The organism is Paracoccus sp. (in: a-proteobacteria) (assembly GCF_039808215.1).
Lineage (GTDB): Bacteria > Pseudomonadota > Alphaproteobacteria > Rhodobacterales > Rhodobacteraceae > Paracoccus.
Genome location: NZ_JBDHSP010000061.1, coordinates 1 through 18,179, shown reverse-complemented (window position 1 = coordinate 18,179; position 18,179 = coordinate 1). Strand labels below are relative to the sequence as shown.

Below are 18,179 nucleotides of genomic sequence, written 5' to 3'. Positions count from 1 at the left end.
TCGTCCAGTCTTTCCTTGGAGATCGTCATGCATGCTTCCTTTCGGTGAAGCATGGACCGGATCACCGATACACAGAAAATCGGACACTCTCCTCGACGCGGCGGGTGGAGACGCCGCCGATCCAGGCTTGCCTCGGATCACCGCCACCAGCGCCTGCTCGGAGGTCTTGCGGGCCTCAAGGACGCCCGGGAAATAGCTGCCCTGCCGCAGCTTCGGCACCCGCAGGTTCAGCGTGCTCAAACGGGTATCGAGAGCGCGCTCTCGATATGAGCGCGGATCGACCCTGATCACCAGCAACCTGCCCTTCGACGAATGGCCGTTCGCCCGCTCTCTCGGACCGATGGCGTTCGCGGGCTCACCCTTCGGGTCCGAGCGCCTCACCGGCGCGCTGCTCGAACGGCTGACTCACCACGTCAGTATCATCGTGATGAACGGCGAGAGCTGTCGCCTCGCTCAAAGCCGCGCCCGAAAGGCCGGCTGAAACCCCTGACGAAAAGCGCCGCGCACGCATGAGCCCCCCTCGGGCTACGCCCTCACGGCGCTATCATGCGTGCGCCACAAGTGGCCTGGTTTTACGCCGCCCATTGGCCTGATTTTGCTCCGCCGTTGACATGCTGATCCTCGACGACTGGGGCCCGGATCGCCTGACCGCCGGTCAGCGCCGCGACCTCATGGAAATCGTCGAGGACCGGCACGGGCGCGGCTCGATCCTGATCACCAGCCAGTTGCCGGTTACCGCCTGGCACGACGTCATCGGCGAACCGACATTTGCCGATGCCATCCTCGACCGCCTGGTTCACAAAGCCTATCGCCTCGAACTCGACGGACCTTCACTGCGCCGACCGAGCGACCCCAACGAAGAAATTGACGAAGGCCACCGCGCTTGACATCAAATCCATGCCCACGCGGCAACGATCCTCAGGTGACCGGATACCCCGGAATGACTGACCGGATGCGTCGGAATGCGCACCCTGATCGGAGTGGTTCGGCCTGCCGATGGCGGGGCGGCTTGGGGCGGCCGGACCGGCACGGCGCCTGGGCGGAGCGCATGGCATTTCCGGTTCGCCACCGGCCCGCCACCGGCCCGCCGGCGGCTACCCGCTCAGGCGCCTTCGACGGCGTGGAAGCCCTCGAACCGGGGATGGCCGTCCATCAGCAGCCGGCCCGAGCCGGAATCGCGATGGCTGCTGCCGAATTCGGGCGATCTTGTCCAGGCGGTGAAGGCGGTCTCGCTGTCCCAGACGGTGTGGGTCGCGTAAAGGGTGTAGCCCTGGTCCTGGTCCGTCGCGCCGCGCAGCAGGTGGAAGGTCCTGAAGCCGGCCATACCGTTCAGCCGGGTTTCGCGGGTTTTCCAGATGGTCTCGAATTCGTCCTCGGCACCGGCGCGGACCTTGAAGCGGTTCATGGCGATATACATGGTGGTCTCTCCTTGTCGTGGGGTCGGGTCAGGCGGCCTCGGCGGCGATGATGGCACGGTAGCCGGCCTGCCAGTCGGGATAGCGCAGGGCAAAACCCGGCAGCGCGCGCAGGCGGTCGTTCCGGATCCGGCGGTTCTCGGCAAAGAACCCGGCCATGGGGCCCGCGCTTGCCGCCGGATCATGGGCGGTGATTTCCGGTGCCGGCAGGCCGAGCATGTCAGCCAGCCCGGTCATCATCTCGACCGAGGAGCAGGGCTGCCCATCCGCAAGATTGGTCAGCCGCTCGCCCGCGGGGGACAGCATCGCGGCCAGCGCGGCGCCGGCGATGTCGTCGCGGTGGATGCGGTTGAACACCTGGCCGGGCTTGTCGATCACCCGCGCCTTGCCCTCGCGCAGGCTGGCCAGACGGTCGCGGCCGGGGCCGTAGATGCCGGCGATGCGCAGGACATCGCAGGCGGCGCCGGCGGCGCGGGCCGCGGCGCGCCATTCCTCCTCGGCAAGCAGGCGGGCCCGGGCGTCATCGCCGCGTGGCGCCGGCGGCCGGGTCTCGTCGATCCATTCCCCGCCGCAATCGCCGTAGACGGCGGTCGAGGACAGATAGCCGATCCAGCGCAGGGCATCGGCATGCTGCAGGGCGGTGCGGGCCATGGCCAGCGCCGGGCAGCCCGCGGCCTGCGGCGGGACCGAGATCAGCAGGTCGGTGACACCGGCCAGCGCATCAGCGGGCAGCCCGCCGTCGGATGGCGCAAGGATGGTGATGCCGGCCGCGCGCAGGCGGTCGGCCTTGCCTGCGTCGCGCGTGGTGCCCGAGACCCGGGCCCCCTCGGCCATGGCCTGCCGCGCCAGTTCCTGCGCGGCATAGCCCAGACCCAGCACGAACAGATGGCGACCGGCAAGCCGCCCCGCCGTGCCGCCGCTCATGCCGCGTGGTCCTTCAGCAGCCGGGCCTGCAGCGCATCCATCGCCGCCAGCTGCTCGGCCTTCAGGGCGCGGCTTTCATCCCGGCCGAGATAGATCTTGAACATGCAGCTGCCGTCCTTGGCATAGAACTGCATCGAGGCGGTATCCATGCCGAAGAACTTGCGGCGCACGAAGGCGATGCAGTCGCATTTCTGGTAATGGATATGGCCGCCGATCGCCTTGTCATGCAGGTTGAACATGCCGCTGCCCACCTTGCCATGGCCCAGCGGCGCCTTGACCTCGAAGATGATGTTCGAGGTGTTCACGATGAAGGTGATCTCGCCCCAGGTGGTGATGTCCTCCATCACCTCGGTGAACAGCGTGCCGGGCAGCGAGACGACCTCGCCCGCGGGCAGGGCGCCGAGGACCGCCAGCGGCGTGACCCCGGCCTTGGCGGCGATGTCCTCGATGGCGCCGGCGGGGTTCTCGGCGATTGCGGCGGCGATTGCGTCTGTGGTCATGTCAGGTCTCCTGTTGCGGGGTGCTGGCCCAGCCAGTTGATAAGCCGTCCGGTCATGGCCACCTGCCAGAAGCGGCCGGCCCGGGTCAGGCGATGAAAGCGGTGGAAGGGTTCGAACAGGCCGGCGCGGGTCCATTGCGCGATCAGCGGCGCGGCATGGTCCGAGAAGCTGGGTGCGTCGGGGCCGCAAAGCCCGGCCAGCGCCCGGTCGACGGCGCGCGGGTCGAGGCGGCCGAATTCCATCCCCGACTTGACCGCGTTCAGCGCCGGCGCCAGGCGGCTGCCCCGCGCCATGCCGGCCGTCAGCGGCCGGTCGCTGCCGGCGGCGGCCTGGTAGGCCTCCAGATCGGTGCCGATGCGGTAATGCAGATCGCCGATGAACCCCGCCGCGCCGGCGCCGAAGGGCAGGCAGTCGTGACCGACCTTGGCGGCGATGTTGTAGACGCTGCGCTCGCGCAGGCTGCCGCGCCAGTGGTTGGCCGAGATCGGCTCCCACCCCTGGGACAGGGCGGCATCCTCGCCGGCGGCCAGATAGTCGCCCAGCCCGGTGGTCGGCGCGGGATCCATCTTGCCCTTCTCGATCGCGGTCAGCAGCGGCGTGCCCGGGATCAGGTGCAGCGAATAAAGCGACACTCCGTCCAGCCCGAGATCGGCGGCGCGGTGCATGTCCTCGGCGATGTCCTCGGGGATCTGCCGCGGCAGGCCGTAGATCAGGTCGATGGCCACCGCCCCGCGATCCAGCGCGACAAGTGCCGCCAGTGCGCGCATCAGCTCGTCGGTGCCGGCGCGGCGGCCCTGCGGGCGGCGCACCTCTTCCTTGAAGCTTTGCACCCCCAACGAGATGCGGGTCACCCCGGCATCATAGGCCGCCAGCGCCTTGTCCCTGTCCAGCGTCGAGATGCGCCCCTCGAGGGTGATCTCGCAATCGGGGGTCAGCGGCAGGCAACGGCGGATGGCGGTGACCAGGCGCACGATGTCGGGCCCGGCCAGCGCCGTGGGCGTGCCGCCGCCCAGATAGACCGCCTGCAGCGGCGGCCCCTCATGCGCGGCCCGGCGCGAGAAGGCCTCAAGCTGGGCGATGACCGCATCGACATAGGGCGCGCCTTTGTCCTCGCGCCAGGGGTTCTGGTAAAAGCCGCAGAACAGGCAGTGGTTCTCGCAAAACGGCACATGGACGTAGCCCACCGCCGGATTGCTGCGCGGCCGGTCGTGGATCTCGGCCCAGAGCGCCGGAACCTCTCCGGCGTCGATCGGGCGCATGCCGACGAAATTATGCACCGGGCGGCGACCGCGAAAAGCGTCGGCCAGGGGCACGCCGGTTTCATCGGCGAACAGGCTTTCCAGCGTGACCGGCCCCGAGGGGGGCGGCCCCCGCGGGGCGGGGGCGCCTGCCGGCGCGGATCTTTCTCTGGCTTCAGCCATGAGACTGTGGCTCCTCTGTCGTGGACTGCGCTGCAACGGGGCGGCTCAGAAGGTCTTGGTCAGGAACAGGTTGACCGAACGGCCGGCCGCCGGCGCCTGATCCCAGGGCTCGTAGCTGCGGTCGGTGATATTGTTGATTTCGAGGATGGCCGAGACATTCTGGCCGAAATCGGCCGAGGCATGCAGGTTCAGCGTCCCGAAGCCCGCGGTGCGGTCGGTGATGACGCCGTCCTCGTTGCGCAGCTTGACGCCGCTCTGGCCGCGCAGGAACAGGTCAAGCTGCCCGGTGACCTCGCCCATTTCCCAGGACTTGCGCAGGCCCAGGCGGCCGGACAGCGCCACCGTGCCGCTGTCGCGGGTCGAAAAGCCGTTGGCATAGGTGAATTCACGCCGCAGCGCCGTCGCCGTGGCATAGGGGGTCAGGCCGTGAAAGCCGGTATCATAGGCGGCGTGCAGCTCCAGCCCCCAGGTCTTGGCGCTGTCGATGTTCTGATACTGGTGGATGACGTTGCGCGGGTCGGAAAAATCGATCGCGACCGAGGCGATGTAGTCGCGGGCGCGGCTGTAAAACAGCGTGGCATCGACCAGCAGCGCGTCACGGTCGTGGCGGGCGCCCAGCTCGAATGTGGTCGCCCGTTCCGGCTTCAGCTCGGCATTGCCCAGGATGATGCCCTCGCCGCCCGCCGTCGTGGACAGGAAGAGCTGGCTGAGCGAAGGAAAGACATAGCCCTGCGAGATATTGGCCCGCAGCGCCGTATCCGGGTCGGGCTGCCAGACCAACCCGGCCGAGAACAGGGCGCGTTGGTCGGAACTGTCGTCTCGCGGCATGTCCGCGCCGTTTTCGCGGGCGACCTCGTGGCGGGCGCGCACGTCATACCAGCGCCCGCCCAGGGTCAGGGTCAGCTCGCGCCCCAGATCAAGCTCGTGCTGGCCAAAGATCGAGCTGGTGCGGATCGAGGCCTCGTCATGGCGCAGCCTCGTGCTGACGATGGGCGGCATCGGGCCGCCCAGGGTGACCGTGGTCACCGTGTCCTTGTCGGTTTCCAGGCGATCGTCCTCATATTCCAGCCCGACCACGGTGCGGCTGTTTTCCGTCAGCCGCATCTCGGCGCGCAGGCTGGCGCCATAGGTCAGCTGCTGGTCGACCGAGCCCGACAGGATGTTCAGCATCGGCCCGGGGCGCATGGTGATGTCGTTGAGGAATTCGCGGTCGATGGTCTGTCGGTGGACATCGAGGCGCAGCCGTTCCAGCCAGGGGGCGAGATCGGTCACCTCGTGGAACAGGCCGAGTTTGCGCAGGTTGCGCTTGGGCAGTTCGATGACGAAATCGGGATCACCGGTCGGGACATTGGCCGCCAGGTCGTAGTCGAGCAGTTCGATCCCCGTCAGGTGGCGGCCCTGGCGATAGGCCAGATAGGCCGCGCTCGTGCGGTCGCTGGAATCCGAATTCTCCAGGATGCCGTCCGGCGTGCGCCGGTCGCCCTGCTCCATGCGCCCGTGGCTGAGGCGGTATTCGATCTCGCCCGCGCCGGCGGCCAGCGTGCCCGCCGCCGAGACCGAGGCCCGCCAACCCTCCGAGGCGCCGATCAGCCCGCCGACCGCGGTCAGCTCGAAGGGCTTCTTCGCCCCCTTCCTGGTGATGATGTTGACGACGCCGCCGATGGCCTGGCTGCCCGAGATCACCGAGGACGAGCCGCGCACCACCTCGATCCGCTCGATCAGCGTCGGGTCGATCAGCACGGGCTGGCCGTAATTGGTATGGTCGGTCAGCTTCTGCCCGTCGATCAGCACCGCCACCCGGCGCGAGCTTTCGCCGCGGATCGAGATGCGCTCGATGCCTTCCTCGACGACCTCGACGCCGGGCAGGTCACGCAGCAGCCCGGCGACCGAGACCGGCGCGGTGTTGCGCAGCTCGTCGTCTGCTACGACCGAGATCGAGGCCGGGTTCACCAGTTCCTCGGTCGGCAGGCCGGTCGCGGTCAGGGTGATCGTGCCGAGGCGCAGCACCTCGTCGTCCTGCGCAAGGGCGGTCTGCGCTGCCGTCAGCATCAGCAGCGATGCCACGGCCGCATGCCGTTTCGTGATTGCCATGACTGTCCCTATCTGTCCGCAAGTCTGTGGGCGGGATAGCTTGGCAACCGGAAGGGTCTGTGCCTGGCTTCTTTATCGTTGAGCGATTTACTAGACTATTAAACGCGCCTGTCAAGCGCTCTCCTGTCAAGCACCCTCATGCCCCGATGCGCCGCGGCAGGGCCGCATGCGCATCCGACTGCACCAGCAGGAACGGGGCGCTGGCCGGCACCATGTTCAGCGGGATGGCGCAGTCGAAGACCTCGGCAACCAGCCGGTCGCTCAGCACCTTGTGCGGTGCGCCGTCGGCGACGATCGTGCCCGCGTCCAGCACCAGCAGCCGGTCGGCCACCCGCACCGCCAGGTTGAAGTCATGCAGCACCGCCAGCACGCCGCCGCCCAGGCGCGCGAAGGCCCGCGCCTGGTCCATGACCGCGATCTGATGCGAAAGGTCGAGGCTGGACACCGGCTCGTCCAGCAACAGCCAGACGGGCGCGCCGGCCGCGGTCTCGGCCTGCAACAGCACGCGGGCCAGCTGCATGCGCTGCGCCTCGCCGCCCGACAGCGCCATGGCATTGCGCGGACCGAAGCCGCCGAGGCCCAGCCCGGCCAGCAGCGCATCGACGCGCGCCGGCAGGGCGTGGGCATCGGCCGCCAGTTCGCCGCGCGCCCCGAAGGCCACCACATCCGCGACGCGGAAGGGAAAGGACAGTTCGGTATGCTGCGGCAGCACGGCGCGCTGGTCGGCCATGCTCTCGGGCGAGGCACGCGAGACCTCGATCCCGTTCAGCCGCAGCGAGCCGCAATAGGGCAGGGTGCCGGCCACCGCACCCAGCAGCGTCGACTTGCCGCAGCCGTTGGGGCCAAGGATGACGGTGACCTCGCCCGGGCGCAGCGTCAGCGAAATGTCGCGCAGGACGCGGCGCCGCCCGCGGGCCACGGAAATGTCGTGCAACTCGATCATGCGACCTGGGCCCTCATGCGCCGCAGCAGGATGTGCAGGAATACCGGCGCGCCGATCAGCGCCGTCAGGATGCCGATGGGGATCTCGGCCGGGGCGGTCAGGCTGCGCGACAGCACATCCGCCGCCACCAGCAGCATGCCCCCCATCAGCGCCGAGGCCGGCAGGATCAGCCGGTGATCCGGCCCGAACAGCAGCCGCAGCATGTGCGGCACGATGATGCCGACGAAACCGATCGCCCCGGTCATCGAGACCGCGGCCCCGGTGGCCAGCGCCGTCAGCAGGATGGCAAAGCGCTTCAGCCGCTCGACGCGGTGGCCCATGTGATGGGCGGGCTGTTCCCCCAGGCTCAGGGCGTTCAGGCCGCAGGCCAGGCGCGGCGCCAGGGCAAAGACCGGCACGATCACCGCCGCCGCCATCGCGACCTTGCTCCAGGTGGCGCCGGCCAGCGATCCCATCGACCAATAGGTCAGGTCGCGCAATTGCTGGTCATCGGCCATGGTGATCAAAAGACCGGTGGCCGCCCCGGTCAGCGCCGACATCGCGATTCCCGCCAGCAAGAGCGAGGAGATGTCCGTGCTGCCGGCGCGAAAGGCGATGCGCGACAGCAGTGCCACCGTGGCCCAGCCGCCCAGAAAGGCGGGCAGGATGGTCATTTCCGGCAGACCCAGGGCAAAGGGCAGCCAGGGCGCGACCATGCCGCCCAGCACGATGGCGCTGACCGCCCCCAGCGCCGCCCCCGGCGCCACCCCGATCACCCCCGGGTCGGCCAGCGGATTGCGAAACAGTGCCTGCATCAGCGTCCCCGAGATCGCCAGCGCCCCCCCGGCCAGCAGTCCCAGCGCCAGCCGCGGCAGCCGGATGTTGAACAGCACCACCCGCTCCTGCATGTCCAGCCCCTCGATGAGCAGCGCATGCAGCATGTGAAACGGCGAGCGGCTGGTGGCACCGATCGACACCGCCGCCAGCAGCACCAGCAGCGACAGGCCGGCCAGCAGCCCCATGGCGCGGCGCGAGGGCAGGACCCGCATGGATCACTGCCCCTTGGTTGCCGCCGGACCGTAAAGCGTCTCGTGCAACTGCAAGATCGCCTCGCCGGTGCGCAGGCCAAAGCCCAGCAGCAGCAGCCCGTCCATGGTGGCGATGCGGTCGTCCCGCGCCGCCGGGGTCTGCGCCAGCGCCGGATGGGCAAGGCTGTCCTCGCGGCTGGCATAGGGGCCGCCGGTGTCGCCGGAAACAAGGATCACCCGGGGCGCCGCGGCAATCACCGCCTCGTCGGTGATCACCTTGTAGCCGCTGATGCCGCGGCCGGCATTGATGCCGCCGGCCAGGGTGATCAGGCTGTCCACCGTCGTCCCCTCGCCCCCGGTCATGATCTTGCCACCCGCCAGCGAGATCACCGCCAGAACCGGCACGCGCTCGCTTTTCGGGATGGCTGCGGCGCGGGCCTTGGCCTCGTCAAGATCGGCGCGCACCTTCGCGGCCAGTTCCGCGCCGGCCTCCTCGCGCCCCAGAACCTCGGCGGTTGCCAGGATGCGGTCGGTGACGCCCTCGGCGGTCAGCACGCGCGGGATCACCCGGTAATCGACGCCGCTGGCCTTCAGCACCTCGACCGCCGCGGGCGGCTTGACGCCCGGATCGGCCAGGATCAGTTCCGGCGTCAGCGCCAGCACCCCCTCGGCCGAGATCTGCACCATCGGCCCGACATCGGGCAGGCGCTGCAGCGTCTCGGGATGGGTCGAGGTGCTGTCGCGCCCGACAAGCTGATCTTGCGCGCCAAGCGCCGCGACGATCTCGGCAATGGTGCCGCCGATTACCACGGTGCGCGGCGGGCTTGCGGCCTCGGCCTGCAGGGCCGAGGCCGCACCCATCGCCAGCAGCAGTGCCAGGCCGAGGCCCCCCGCCTTCGCCGCATGGCTTGCCCGGGCCGGCCGGAAGGCGTGCTGTCTTTGTTCCCTGTCCGTGATTGCAGCAGGCATGTGCTCTCCAGTGCCGGAAGCGGCGCGCGCAAGGATGGCCATTGCACGCGCAAGATGTCGGTGGCCCCGAAAAGGCCGGGGCGGCAGGGCTGTCACACGGGGGCGAGAGCTTGGCCATCCCTTATCGGCCGATTCCTGACAAAACAAGTCCAGATTTCGTCGCGGCCCGGGATCAGGCAGCTTTCAGGGGCGGAATGCGGCAGCTGCGCGGCTGACGACACGCCGCTGCCGGCCAATTCGGGGCCGGGATCGGCAGGGTCGCGTCAATCTGTCGCCCGACCTTCCCTTGACAGGGCGGGCCATGGCGCCCAATAACTGTGCAGTTTGGTCGGATATTCCTGAACCCTCCGACAGAAGCAGGTCCCATGGCAATGCCGACCATTCCGCAGCTGCCGGGCGGTCTCGGCCACGGCGCTCGCAGGGCAGACGCTGCCGCCAGATGGAGGCGACCGATGCAGCGGGTGATGATGATCGTCCTGCATCTGGGGGCGCTGGTTCTGGTCGCGACGGCCGCCGTGGCGCTGGCGACATGGCGCGGCAGGCTTTGGCCGCTTGACCTGCGCTTCTCGGCGCTGATGGCGGCGGGCGGGATGGCGCAACTGCTGCGGGCCTGGGGCTGGCTCTGGCTGCTGCCGGTCGCGGCGGCGGCTGCGCTGCCGCGGCTGCGCTGGCGGCTGGCGCTGTGGCCGCTGATGCTGGCCGGCGCCATCGGGCTGCATGCGGTGCAGGGGCCGGCGCGGGGTTTCATGCCGCTGCCAGCGCTGGGGGCGGCGGGGGCGATGGCGCTTTACGCGCTGCCGCTGGCCATCGCCCTGCTGCTGGGCTCGCTGCTGCGCGAAGCGATCCGACCCCGCAAACCCATCCGAAACCAATGCAGGAGAATGCCATGACGACCCTGGACCTTACCCGCCGCACGCTGCTGCTGGGGGCCGCCGCCGGCGCCGCGACCCTTGGCCTTCCGAATCTGCTGCGGGCGCAGGACAGGCTGACCGAACTGGCGCTGTTCGGCCCGCCCGCCGGGCCCTCGGTGGTGCTGGCCCATGCGGTCGCCAACGACGCCTTTGCCGCCATCGCCGAAAAATCCAGCATGGCGACCTGGCGCAGCCCCGATGAGCTGCGCGCCGGGCTGACCTCGGGTGGGATGCAGATCTCGGTGGTGCCGGTGCAGGCGGCGGCCAATCTCTACAACCGCGGCTTTCCGATCCGGCTGGCCAATATCATGACCGACGGGCTGCTTTACATCGCCTCGGGCGATACCGGCATCGCGTCGATCCCCGACCTCAGGGGCCGCAGCATCGCCGTGCCCTTCCGCGGCGACACGCCCGAGATCCTGCTGGCGCAGCTTCTGGCGCATCACGGGCTGGACGCCGAAAAGGATCTGCAGATCACCTATGCCGGCAGCCCGGTCGAGGGCATGCAACTGCTGCTTTCGGGCCGTGTCGAGGCGGCGCTGACCACCGAGCCCTCGACCACCGCCGCGGTGCTGCAGGGCAAGCAGGCCGGCAAGGACATCCGCCGCGCCATCGACCTGCAACAGGCCTGGGGCGAGATGACCGGCGCCGCCCCGGTTCTGCCGCAGGCCGGGCTGGCGATCACCGGCAGCTTCCTCGAGAGCCATGCCGCCACCGTGCCGGCGATCCTGGCCGCGATCCAAGGCGCGACCGCCGCGGTGCTGGCCGATCCGCAGGCGGCCGGGGCCAATGCCAGCCAGGCGCTGGGGATGCCGGCGCCGCTTCTGGCGGCCTCGGTTCCCCATTCGCATCTGGTCGCCCGCCCGACTGGTGAGGCCCGCGAGGACATCGAGCGGATGCTGGTCGCCATGTCCGGCCCCGATCTCAAGGCCATTGCCGGCAAGCTGCCGGATGACGGCTTCTATCTGTAACCCGCGCACCCCGGTCCGCCCCCGCATCAGGAGCCAGCCATGAACGCGCCCCGTTCCGCCCGCCTTCGCCCGACCTTCAGCGCCCGGTTTGCCGATCGGGCCGGGCGAGTGCTGGATTTCCTGTGGTCGGGCTGGGCGGGCCTCGCGGGCCTCGCGCTGCTGGCCGCGCTTTGGCAGGCCGGGCATGAGGCCTACGGCCCCTTCATCCTGACCTCGCCGCAGGAGACGATCCGCGCCGCCATCGCGCTGGCGCAGGACCCCGAGGCCTGGGCGGTGGCCGGGCTCACGCTGCAGCGCGCGCTGAGCGGCTTTGCCCTGGTCACCGTGGCCGGCATGGCGCTGGGGCTGGCGGCGGGCTATTTGCCGGCGGTGATGCGGCTGCTGCAGCCGCTGGTCACGGTGCTGATGGGGGTGCCGCCGATCGCCTGGATCGTGCTGGCGATGATCTGGTTCGGCGGCTCGGATGCGACGGTGCGGGTGGTGATCCTCGTCTCGGCGCTGCCGGTGGTCTATCTCGGCGCGGCGCAGGGCATCGTCACCCGCGACCGCGGCCTTGACCGCATGGCCGAGGCATTCGGCGCAGGGCCTGTGCGGCGCTTTCTGACCGTGGGCCTGCGCCAGACCACCACGACGCTGTTTCCGGCGCTGGCGCTGGCGCTTGGCACCGCCTTCAAGGTCGCCGTCATGGCCGAGCTGCTGGCCAATGCCGGCGGCATCGGCGGGGCGCTGGCCGATGCGCGAATCAATCTGGACATCGCCACCGCGCTGGCCTGGGTGGTGATCGCGGTCGCTTTGCTGATCGCGGTGGAATATTCCCTCGTCCAGCCGGTCAAGGCCGAGATCGACCGCTGGCGTCGGGCCGCGCAACCCTGGGGGGTCAAACGATGACCGCACTTGCCATTCACCGGCTGGAGCATGCCTATCTGGGCCGCTCGGTGCTGAAGGGGATCGAGCTTGCCGTGGCCAAGGGCGAGATCTTGGCGCTGGTCGGACCCTCGGGCTGCGGGAAGTCGACGCTGGCGCATGTCGCGGCCGGGCTGCTGACTCCGCGCTCGGGCCGCATTCAGCGTGGCTACGCGCGTCACGCGATGATCTTTCAGGACCCGGCCCTGATGCCCTGGGCGACAGCTTCGGGCAATCTGGATTACGTCCTGCGGCTGGCGGGCGTCGCGCGCCGCGACCGCCCGGCCCGCATCCTTGACGCCGCCGCGCAGGTGGCGCTGGAACCCGAGGATCTGGCCAAATATCCGGTGGAACTCTCGGGCGGGATGCGCCAGCGCGTCGCCATCGCCCGGGCGCTGGTGGTGCGCCCTGATTTCATCTACTTCGACGAGCCCTTCACCGCACTTGACGTGGCGCTGCGCCGGCGGATGCAGGACATCGTCATCGCCTCTTGCGCGGCGGCGGGGCTCTCGGGCCTGTTCATCACCCATGACCTGCATGAGGCGGCGCGGCTTGCCCATCGCATCGCGGTCCTCGACACCCATGGCGCGGGCGTCCTGGGTCAGCGTCCGCTGCCGGGCTCTCCCGGCACGCGCCCGGACGCCGAGGTGCAGGCCTGGGTCGCCAATGCGCTGGCGGATGATCCGCTGTTTCGCCATATCCACGACGTCGACGAAAGGCAGATCGCATGAGCTGCACCCAAGCGCCGGGCCACGCCCGCCCGCTGCCGCAAGGCGTCATCGCCATTGCCGGGGACGAGGGCTTCCGGCTGTTCTTTCCGCTGGCCGCCGTTTACGCGGCATTGTTCCCGCTGGTCTGGGTGCTGGGTTTCGGGCTGGACCTGCCGCTGGCGCGCACCACGCCGCCTTCGCTGTGGCACGGCCATGAAATGCTGGTCGGGGCCTTTGGTGCGGCGCTGATCGGGTTCCTGACCACCGCCGCGCCGGAATGGACCGATACCGAGCCGCTGCGCGGCCGCCCGCTTTGGGGCCTGGCGGTTCTGTGGGGGCTGGGGCGGGTCATCGGCGCGCTTGGCTGGGATGGGCTGGGGGCCTTGGGGGCGCTGGCCGATCTGGGCTGGATCGCCTGCCTGCTGGCCTATCTGCTGCGGCTTTCGGTCCTGCGCCGGACCGACCGGCTGCTGGCCTTCGCCTTCTGGCTGGCGCTGCTGCTGGCGGCAACCGCCATGGCGCGGCTCGCCTTCCTCAACGACGATGTTTTGCGCGCCACCCGTTTCGTGCATCTGATCGGCTTTGCCTTTCTGGGGCTTCTGGGGCTGGCGCTTGCGCGGATCACCGTGCCGGTCACCAACCTGATCCTTGACCCCAGCGAGACGCGCTCGCCCTTTCGCCCGCATCCGGGGCGGGTGAACCTGGCCCCCGGCCTCGTGCTGGTGGCGATGGCGGGGATGGGTTACGGGCTCAGCCCGGCGGTGCAGGGCTGGCTGATCATCGCCGCCGGCGCCGCCTTCATGGACCGCGTGGCCGAGGGTTTCATCGGGCGCGAGACCGCCCGGGCCGAGATCCTGCTTCTGGCTGGCTCCTCGGCGCTGGCCGGGGCGGGGCTGATCCTGACCGGGGCGGCGCTGCTGGGGGCGCCCTGGCTGCCGGTCGCCGGGCTGCATCTGGCCTTCATGGGCGGGCTGGGGCTGGGGGTCCATGCGGTCTTCTGCATCGCGGGGCTGTTGCACAGCGGCCAGACGCTGGGCCTGCCGCTGCTGGCGCGGCTGGGGGCCGTGCTGCTGGTTCTGGCCACGGCTTTGCGCATCGCGCCGGATCTGGGGTTTGCTCTGCCCGGGCCGCTGCATGGGCTCGCGGCGCTCGCATGGGCGGCGGCGTTCCTGATGTGGCTCATCGCCTATTGGCCGGGGCTGCAATCCTTCCCGACCGATGTGCGCGCCGCGGGGTCCGACCCGCAGCCGGCGCTGGCGGCGGAATAGCCCGGGCGGCGGGCTTACTCGCCGCGCGGAAAGCGCTTGGCTTCTTCAAGCAGGTTCAGGTCCATGTGGTTGCGCATGTAGCGCTCCGAGGCCTTCATCAGCGGCTGATGGTCCCATGGGTAATAGGCGCCGTTGCGCAGCGCCTCATAGACCACCCAGCGCCGGGCCTGGCTTTCGCGCACCTCGGCGTCATAGGCGGCAAGGTCCCAGCGCGCGGCGGCCATGGCGCGCATCCGCTGCAAGACCCCGGCCGCTGCCGGGTCGGCGGCGCGGTCTTGCCGCTCATCGGGGTCATCGGCCAGGTTGAACAGCATCTCGGGGTCGGCGGCGCAGGCAGAGTATTTCCAGTCGCCATCGCGCAGGCAGACCAGGGGCGCGATGCTGCCCTCGGCCGCATATTCCATCGCGACCGGTCCGCGCCCCGCGGCGCCGCCAACCAGTGAGCGTCCGTCGGTCCAGGGGGCGATCTCGGCCAGCGAAATGCCCGCAAGCTCGCAGATGGTCGGCAGCACGTCGATGGTCGAAACCGGGCTGTCCACGCGGCCCGGCGCCATGCCCGGTGCCGCGATCATCAGCGGCACGCGGGCCGAGGCCTCGTAAAAGCACATCTTGAACCACATGCCGCGCTCGCCCAGCATTTCGCCGTGATCCGACAAAAAGACCACGATCGCCTGCTGCCGGCTGCGTTCGAGCACCTCCATGATCTCGCCCAGCTTGTCGTCGGCATAGGAGATATTGGCGAAATAGCCCTGGCGCGCGCGGCGGATGTGATCAGGCGTCACCGCAAGCCCGCGCCAGTCGCAGGCATCCAGCAGGCGCTGCGAATGCGGGTCCATGCGCGCATAGGGGATGGCCTCGGGCGGCTCCAGTTCGGGGATGCCCTCGTAAAGGTCCCAATATCGGCGCCGGGCGACGAAAGGATCGTGCGGATGGGTAAAGCTGACGGTCAGGCACCAGGGCCGGTCATCGCCGCCGCGCGCCAGATCATAAAGCTTGCGCGTGGCGTGATAGGCAACCTCGTCGTCATATTCATACTGGTTGGTGATCTCGGCCACGCCGGAGCCGGTGACCGAGCCGAGGTTGTGATACCACCAGTCGATGCGCTCGCCGGGCTTGCGGTAATCCGGGGTCCAGCCGAAATCGGCCGGGTAGATGTCGGTGGTCAGCCGTTCCTCGAAGCCGTGCAGCTGGTCGGGGCCGACGAAATGCATCTTGCCCGCCAGGCAGGTGTGATAGCCCGCCCGGCGCAAGTGATGGGCATAGGTCGGGATGGCCGAGCAGAATTCGGCGGCATTGTCATAGACCCGGGTCCGGCGCGGCAACTGCCCGGTCATGAAGCTGGCACGCCCCGGCGCGCAAAGCGGGCTGGCGGTATAGGCGTTGCGAAAGCGTGTCGCGCGCCCGGCCAGCCGGCGCAGATGCGGCACCCGCAGAAAGGCCGCCGGGCCGTCGGGGAACAGCACCCCAGACAGCTGATCGGCCATGACGATCAGGATATTCGGCCGTTTCAATCAGTTCACCGATGCCATGACGGCTTCGGCACCGGGCTTTCCGTCCAGGGTGGTCACGCCGTCAAGCCATGTCGCCACCGCCTCGGGGTTCTCGGCGATCCAGCCGCGCGCCGCGGCGACCGCGTCAAGACCGTCGTCGAGGATCTTGCCCATCAGCAGGTTTTCCTGATCGACGGTGAAGGTCAGCTGGCGAAACAGCCGTGCCAGGTTCGGGCAGGCGGCGACCCAGTCCTTGCGCGCCAGGGTATGGACGGTGGCGCCGCCGAAATCGGGGCCGAATTCCGCGTCCCCGCCGGCCAGATAGCTGATGTTCAGCGTCACGTTCATCGGATGCGGCGCCCAGGCCAGGAACACCGAGGGCGTTCCCGCGCCGTCATTGCGCCGCACCTGCGCCAGCATGCCCTGTTCGCTTGACTCGACCAGTTCCCAGTCGCCAAGGCCGAACTTGTCCGCCTCGATCATCCGCTGGATGCTCTGATTCGCCGGCGCCCCGGGCTCGATGCCGTAGATCTTGCCCTTGAAGGCGTCCCGATGCGCGTCAAGACCGGCGAAATCGCTGACGCCCAGGCTGGCACCCGCCTCGGTCACCGCCAGGGTGAACTTGGCGCCCTCGAGGTTCTGCACCAGTTCCTCGATCTTTCCCGAGGCGTCGAGGTCGTCGCGGAACTTCTGCTGCGCCGGCATCCAGTTTCCCAGGAACAGATCGGTATCGCCCTTCTTCAGCGCCTCATAGCCGACCGGCACCGACAGTGTGCTGACACGGGGCGTATAGCCCAGGCCCTGCAGCAGTGCCGTGGCGACGCCGTTGGTGGCGGTGATGTCGGTCCAGCCCGGGTCCGAGAAGCGGACCGTGCGGCAACTATCGGGATCATTGGCCAGCGCCGGCGGGGCGGCAAGGGCCAGCGAAAGAAGCAGGGCGAGTCTGGGCATGGTCCGATCTCCGGTTTCAGGCTGCGGCCGGGGCGCCGGGGCGGAAAGGTCGCAAACCGCCCCGCCCCCGGGGGGATGGCGCATTCTTGCCCGGATCGGTCCCGCGATCAATGCCCGCCCGGCGCGGCCGCGCCCCTAGAAGGTCGCGCCGATCTTCCAGGGCACGAATTCATGGTCGCCATAGCCGAATTCCTCGGACTTGCTCTTGCGGCCCGAGGCGGTGTCCAGGAGCAGGTGGCAGATGCGCTGGCCCATGTCCTCGGGCATGCGGCGGAACAGCTTGCTGTTCGAGGCCAACTTGATCGCGGGCGTGGGCTTGGCGCCGAAACACGAGCCGCGCCCGGTGGTAAAGGCGATCAGATTGGCGCCCGACAGCGGCGACTGGCCGGCCTTGACCACGGCACCCAGCGATTTTTCCAGGATCGTGGTCAGGCCGCCGCGCTTGTTGCCGGACGAGGGGTTGTTGTCCAGCGAGGCGCCGTTGCGCGTCGCATGGCCGCACCACCAGGCGATCACCTCGCGGATCCGCGCGCCGGTCCCGGCATCGGCGCGCGAGATCAGCAGATGCTCGGCACCAAAGATCTCGGGGATCTCGGACAGGATCGGGGTGCCCCCCGCCGCCACCAGCATGTCCGAGGCCAGCCTCCGCCCCGGATTGGCGGTGATGCCGGAAAACCCGTCCGATCCGCCGTATTGCATGTCCGACACCAGCCCGGACACCGGCTGTTCGCACCGCCGAGGCCGAGCCGCCGACCTCCTGGATGTTGAACACCCCGAACCGCTCGCCGGCGCCGACCATGCCGCACCTTGGTCGTGGACGATGGGGGCAAAGCCGTCGATGCCCGGGAATCGCGGCAACATCTCGTGCGTTGCCGCCGTGGCGATGGCGTTGCACACCGTGGACGAGCAATTGACCGAGGCCATGGTGCCGAGAAATTTCGCGTCCCGACCCGGCCATCGGGGCGGGCAAAGCCCATGAAGACGTGCCGCGCGGGCAGGGCGTGCAGGGTGCCGCCGGCGCTGGCGTGTTCGGAATGGCTGTCGGCCATGGAGGCATTGTGGCTGTGGACGTGATCGCCCGGCGCGATGTCTTGCGTGGCCGCGGCCATGATCTGGCCGTATTTCACCACCGCCTGTCCGCGCGCCACCGCGGCCACGGCGAATTTGTGCCCCTGCGGAATGTCGCCGCGCAGGGTGACGCCCAGGTTCTCCGTGCCCGCGGGCAGCGGCTGCAGGGCGACCGCCACATTGTTGGCGGCATTCAGGCGGATGGCCTCGGGCCGGGGCGGGATGGACTGGCGGTCGCTCATGCGCGGGCCCTTTCAAGGATGGTGTGCAGCCGCGGCATGGCCGGTCCCGCGGGGCCGACCCAGTCGAGAAGGGCCGCGATGCGGCGCTCGGCCTTTTGCGCCCGGTTCTGGGCGATGTCCTCGATGCGGTGGTCAAGGAACGGATTGCGGAACCGGTCCAGCGTGGTCGCCAGATAGGCCCGCGCCTCGGCTTCGCGGGACTTGCGGGCAAAGTCGGGGATCGATAGTGCCCCGCGGCGTGGTGTAGGATCGCCGACCCTTGGAGAGGTCAGGGCTTGCCCAGGTCGCCATGGCGGGCAACCTGACGTTTGGATTGTCGGGCACCTCGATTTTTCACTGTTTTTGGCAGTTATGGGCCAGTTCAGTGGCCTGAAGCTCATATGAAGTGGCTTGGC

At 69.3% G+C, this 18,179-nt stretch carries 15 protein-coding genes and 5 pseudogenes; 7 read left to right on the top strand and 13 right to left on the bottom strand.

All coding sequences use genetic code 11. The annotated features are described in order from the left end of the window. Positions 1-79 precede the first annotated feature (79 nt). Positions 80-267, bottom strand: a pseudogene (locus WMK75_RS15195) (transposase); the annotation flags it as partial. Between WMK75_RS15195 and WMK75_RS15190 the strand changes: the two are divergent. Then, positions 263-481: pseudogene (locus WMK75_RS15190) on the top strand (ATP-binding protein); the annotation flags it as partial. The pseudogenes WMK75_RS15195 and WMK75_RS15190 overlap by 5 nt on opposite strands. A 127-nt stretch (positions 482-608) precedes the next feature. After that, positions 609-887 (top strand): annotated as a pseudogene (locus tag WMK75_RS15185) (ATP-binding protein); the annotation flags it as partial. A 215-nt stretch (positions 888-1,102) separates the two neighbouring features. Here WMK75_RS15185 and WMK75_RS15180 read toward each other — a convergent pair. The 8 genes from WMK75_RS15180 to WMK75_RS15145 form a co-directional block, all read right to left on the bottom strand. After that, entirely contained in the window at positions 1,103-1,417 is a 315-nt protein-coding gene (locus WMK75_RS15180) for an antibiotic biosynthesis monooxygenase (protein WP_347268462.1), read from the bottom strand. A gap of 28 nt (positions 1,418-1,445) precedes the next feature. Further along, entirely contained in the window at positions 1,446-2,339 is an 894-nt protein-coding gene (locus tag WMK75_RS15175; RefSeq protein ID WP_347268461.1) for an NAD-dependent epimerase/dehydratase family protein, read from the bottom strand. Further along, positions 2,336-2,839, bottom strand: a complete 504-nt coding sequence (gene hutX / locus WMK75_RS15170; protein ID WP_347268460.1) for a heme utilization cystosolic carrier protein HutX — start codon at positions 2,837-2,839, stop codon at positions 2,336-2,338. The genes WMK75_RS15175 and hutX overlap by 4 nt, the downstream gene beginning before the upstream one ends. Further along, a complete protein-coding gene (gene hutW / locus WMK75_RS15165; protein ID WP_347268459.1) occupies positions 2,836-4,260 on the bottom strand; it encodes a heme anaerobic degradation radical SAM methyltransferase ChuW/HutW in 1,425 nt (474 codons plus the stop codon). Before hutW ends, hutX begins: the two co-directional genes overlap by 4 nt. 45 nt (positions 4,261-4,305) lie before the next feature. Continuing rightward, complete coding sequence (locus tag WMK75_RS15160) at positions 4,306-6,351, bottom strand: TonB-dependent receptor (RefSeq protein ID WP_347268458.1); 2,046 nt, start codon at positions 6,349-6,351, stop codon at positions 4,306-4,308. Positions 6,352-6,487: 136 nt separating this feature from the next. After that, positions 6,488-7,294: a heme ABC transporter ATP-binding protein gene (locus WMK75_RS15155; RefSeq protein ID WP_347268457.1), complete on the bottom strand. Its 807-nt coding sequence runs from the start codon at positions 7,292-7,294 to the stop codon at positions 6,488-6,490. Next, positions 7,291-8,322, bottom strand: coding sequence for an iron ABC transporter permease (locus WMK75_RS15150; RefSeq protein WP_347268456.1), 1,032 nt, complete (start codon positions 8,320-8,322; stop codon positions 7,291-7,293). The genes WMK75_RS15155 and WMK75_RS15150 overlap by 4 nt, the downstream gene beginning before the upstream one ends. Before the next feature lie 3 nt (positions 8,323-8,325). Next, complete coding sequence (locus tag WMK75_RS15145; protein ID WP_347268455.1) at positions 8,326-9,270, bottom strand: ABC transporter substrate-binding protein; 945 nt, start codon at positions 9,268-9,270, stop codon at positions 8,326-8,328. A 452-nt stretch (positions 9,271-9,722) separates the two neighbouring features. Here WMK75_RS15145 and WMK75_RS15140 point away from each other — a divergent pair, with 452 nt between their 5' ends. The 5 genes from WMK75_RS15140 to WMK75_RS15120 are packed head-to-tail and all read left to right on the top strand — an operon-like array spanning position 9,723 to position 14,033. Further along, positions 9,723-10,160, top strand: a complete 438-nt coding sequence (locus tag WMK75_RS15140; RefSeq protein WP_347268454.1) for a hypothetical protein — start codon at positions 9,723-9,725, stop codon at positions 10,158-10,160. Further along, on the top strand, positions 10,157-11,152 hold the full coding sequence (locus WMK75_RS15135) for an ABC transporter substrate-binding protein (protein WP_347268453.1): 996 nt from the start codon (positions 10,157-10,159) through the stop codon (positions 11,150-11,152). Before WMK75_RS15140 ends, WMK75_RS15135 begins: the two co-directional genes overlap by 4 nt. Before the next feature lie 39 nt (positions 11,153-11,191). Then, the gene (locus WMK75_RS15130; protein WP_347268452.1) at positions 11,192-12,040 is read left to right on the top strand and encodes an ABC transporter permease subunit; all 849 of its coding nucleotides are present in this window, start codon (positions 11,192-11,194) and stop codon (positions 12,038-12,040) included. Beyond that, a complete protein-coding gene (locus WMK75_RS15125; protein WP_347268451.1) occupies positions 12,037-12,786 on the top strand; it encodes an ATP-binding cassette domain-containing protein in 750 nt (249 codons plus the stop codon). Before WMK75_RS15130 ends, WMK75_RS15125 begins: the two co-directional genes overlap by 4 nt. Next, on the top strand, positions 12,783-14,033 hold the full coding sequence (locus WMK75_RS15120; RefSeq protein ID WP_347268450.1) for an NnrS family protein: 1,251 nt from the start codon (positions 12,783-12,785) through the stop codon (positions 14,031-14,033). The genes WMK75_RS15125 and WMK75_RS15120 overlap by 4 nt, the downstream gene beginning before the upstream one ends. Before the next feature lie 14 nt (positions 14,034-14,047). Here the strand turns inward: WMK75_RS15120 and betC are convergent, their stop codons facing one another. From betC to WMK75_RS15100, 4 genes and pseudogenes are all read right to left on the bottom strand, one after another. After that, complete coding sequence (gene betC / locus WMK75_RS15115; protein ID WP_347268449.1) at positions 14,048-15,544, bottom strand: choline-sulfatase; 1,497 nt, start codon at positions 15,542-15,544, stop codon at positions 14,048-14,050. Beyond that, the gene (gene choX, locus WMK75_RS15110) at positions 15,545-16,474 is read right to left on the bottom strand and encodes a choline ABC transporter substrate-binding protein (protein ID WP_347268448.1); all 930 of its coding nucleotides are present in this window, start codon (positions 16,472-16,474) and stop codon (positions 15,545-15,547) included. A gap of 135 nt (positions 16,475-16,609) precedes the next feature. After that, positions 16,610-17,784, bottom strand: a pseudogene (locus WMK75_RS15105) (UxaA family hydrolase). After that, positions 17,781-18,179 (bottom strand): annotated as a pseudogene (locus WMK75_RS15100) (hypothetical protein); the annotation flags it as partial. The pseudogenes WMK75_RS15105 and WMK75_RS15100, both read right to left, overlap by 4 nt.

Bases quoted from the DNA above. Each gene is read 5' to 3' on its own strand.
- WMK75_RS15180 (WP_347268462.1), bottom strand. From the start codon at position 1,417: ATGTATATCGCCATGAACCGCTTCAAGGTCCGCGCCGGTGCCGAGGAC.
- WMK75_RS15175 (WP_347268461.1), bottom strand. From the start codon at position 2,339: ATGAGCGGCGGCACGGCGGGGCGGCTTGCCGGTCGCCATCTGTTCGTG.
- hutX (WP_347268460.1), bottom strand. From the start codon at position 2,839: ATGACCACAGACGCAATCGCCGCCGCAATCGCCGAGAACCCCGCCGGC.
- hutW (WP_347268459.1), bottom strand. From the start codon at position 4,260: ATGGCTGAAGCCAGAGAAAGATCCGCGCCGGCAGGCGCCCCCGCCCCG.
- WMK75_RS15160 (WP_347268458.1), bottom strand. From the start codon at position 6,351: ATGGCAATCACGAAACGGCATGCGGCCGTGGCATCGCTGCTGATGCTG.
- WMK75_RS15155 (WP_347268457.1), bottom strand. From the start codon at position 7,294: ATGATCGAGTTGCACGACATTTCCGTGGCCCGCGGGCGGCGCCGCGTC.
- WMK75_RS15150 (WP_347268456.1), bottom strand. From the start codon at position 8,322: ATGCGGGTCCTGCCCTCGCGCCGCGCCATGGGGCTGCTGGCCGGCCTG.
- WMK75_RS15145 (WP_347268455.1), bottom strand. From the start codon at position 9,270: ATGCCTGCTGCAATCACGGACAGGGAACAAAGACAGCACGCCTTCCGG.
- WMK75_RS15140 (WP_347268454.1), top strand. From the start codon at position 9,723: ATGCAGCGGGTGATGATGATCGTCCTGCATCTGGGGGCGCTGGTTCTG.
- WMK75_RS15135 (WP_347268453.1), top strand. From the start codon at position 10,157: ATGACGACCCTGGACCTTACCCGCCGCACGCTGCTGCTGGGGGCCGCC.
- WMK75_RS15130 (WP_347268452.1), top strand. From the start codon at position 11,192: ATGAACGCGCCCCGTTCCGCCCGCCTTCGCCCGACCTTCAGCGCCCGG.
- WMK75_RS15125 (WP_347268451.1), top strand. From the start codon at position 12,037: ATGACCGCACTTGCCATTCACCGGCTGGAGCATGCCTATCTGGGCCGC.
- WMK75_RS15120 (WP_347268450.1), top strand. From the start codon at position 12,783: ATGAGCTGCACCCAAGCGCCGGGCCACGCCCGCCCGCTGCCGCAAGGC.
- choX (WP_347268448.1), bottom strand. From the start codon at position 16,474: ATGCCCAGACTCGCCCTGCTTCTTTCGCTGGCCCTTGCCGCCCCGCCG.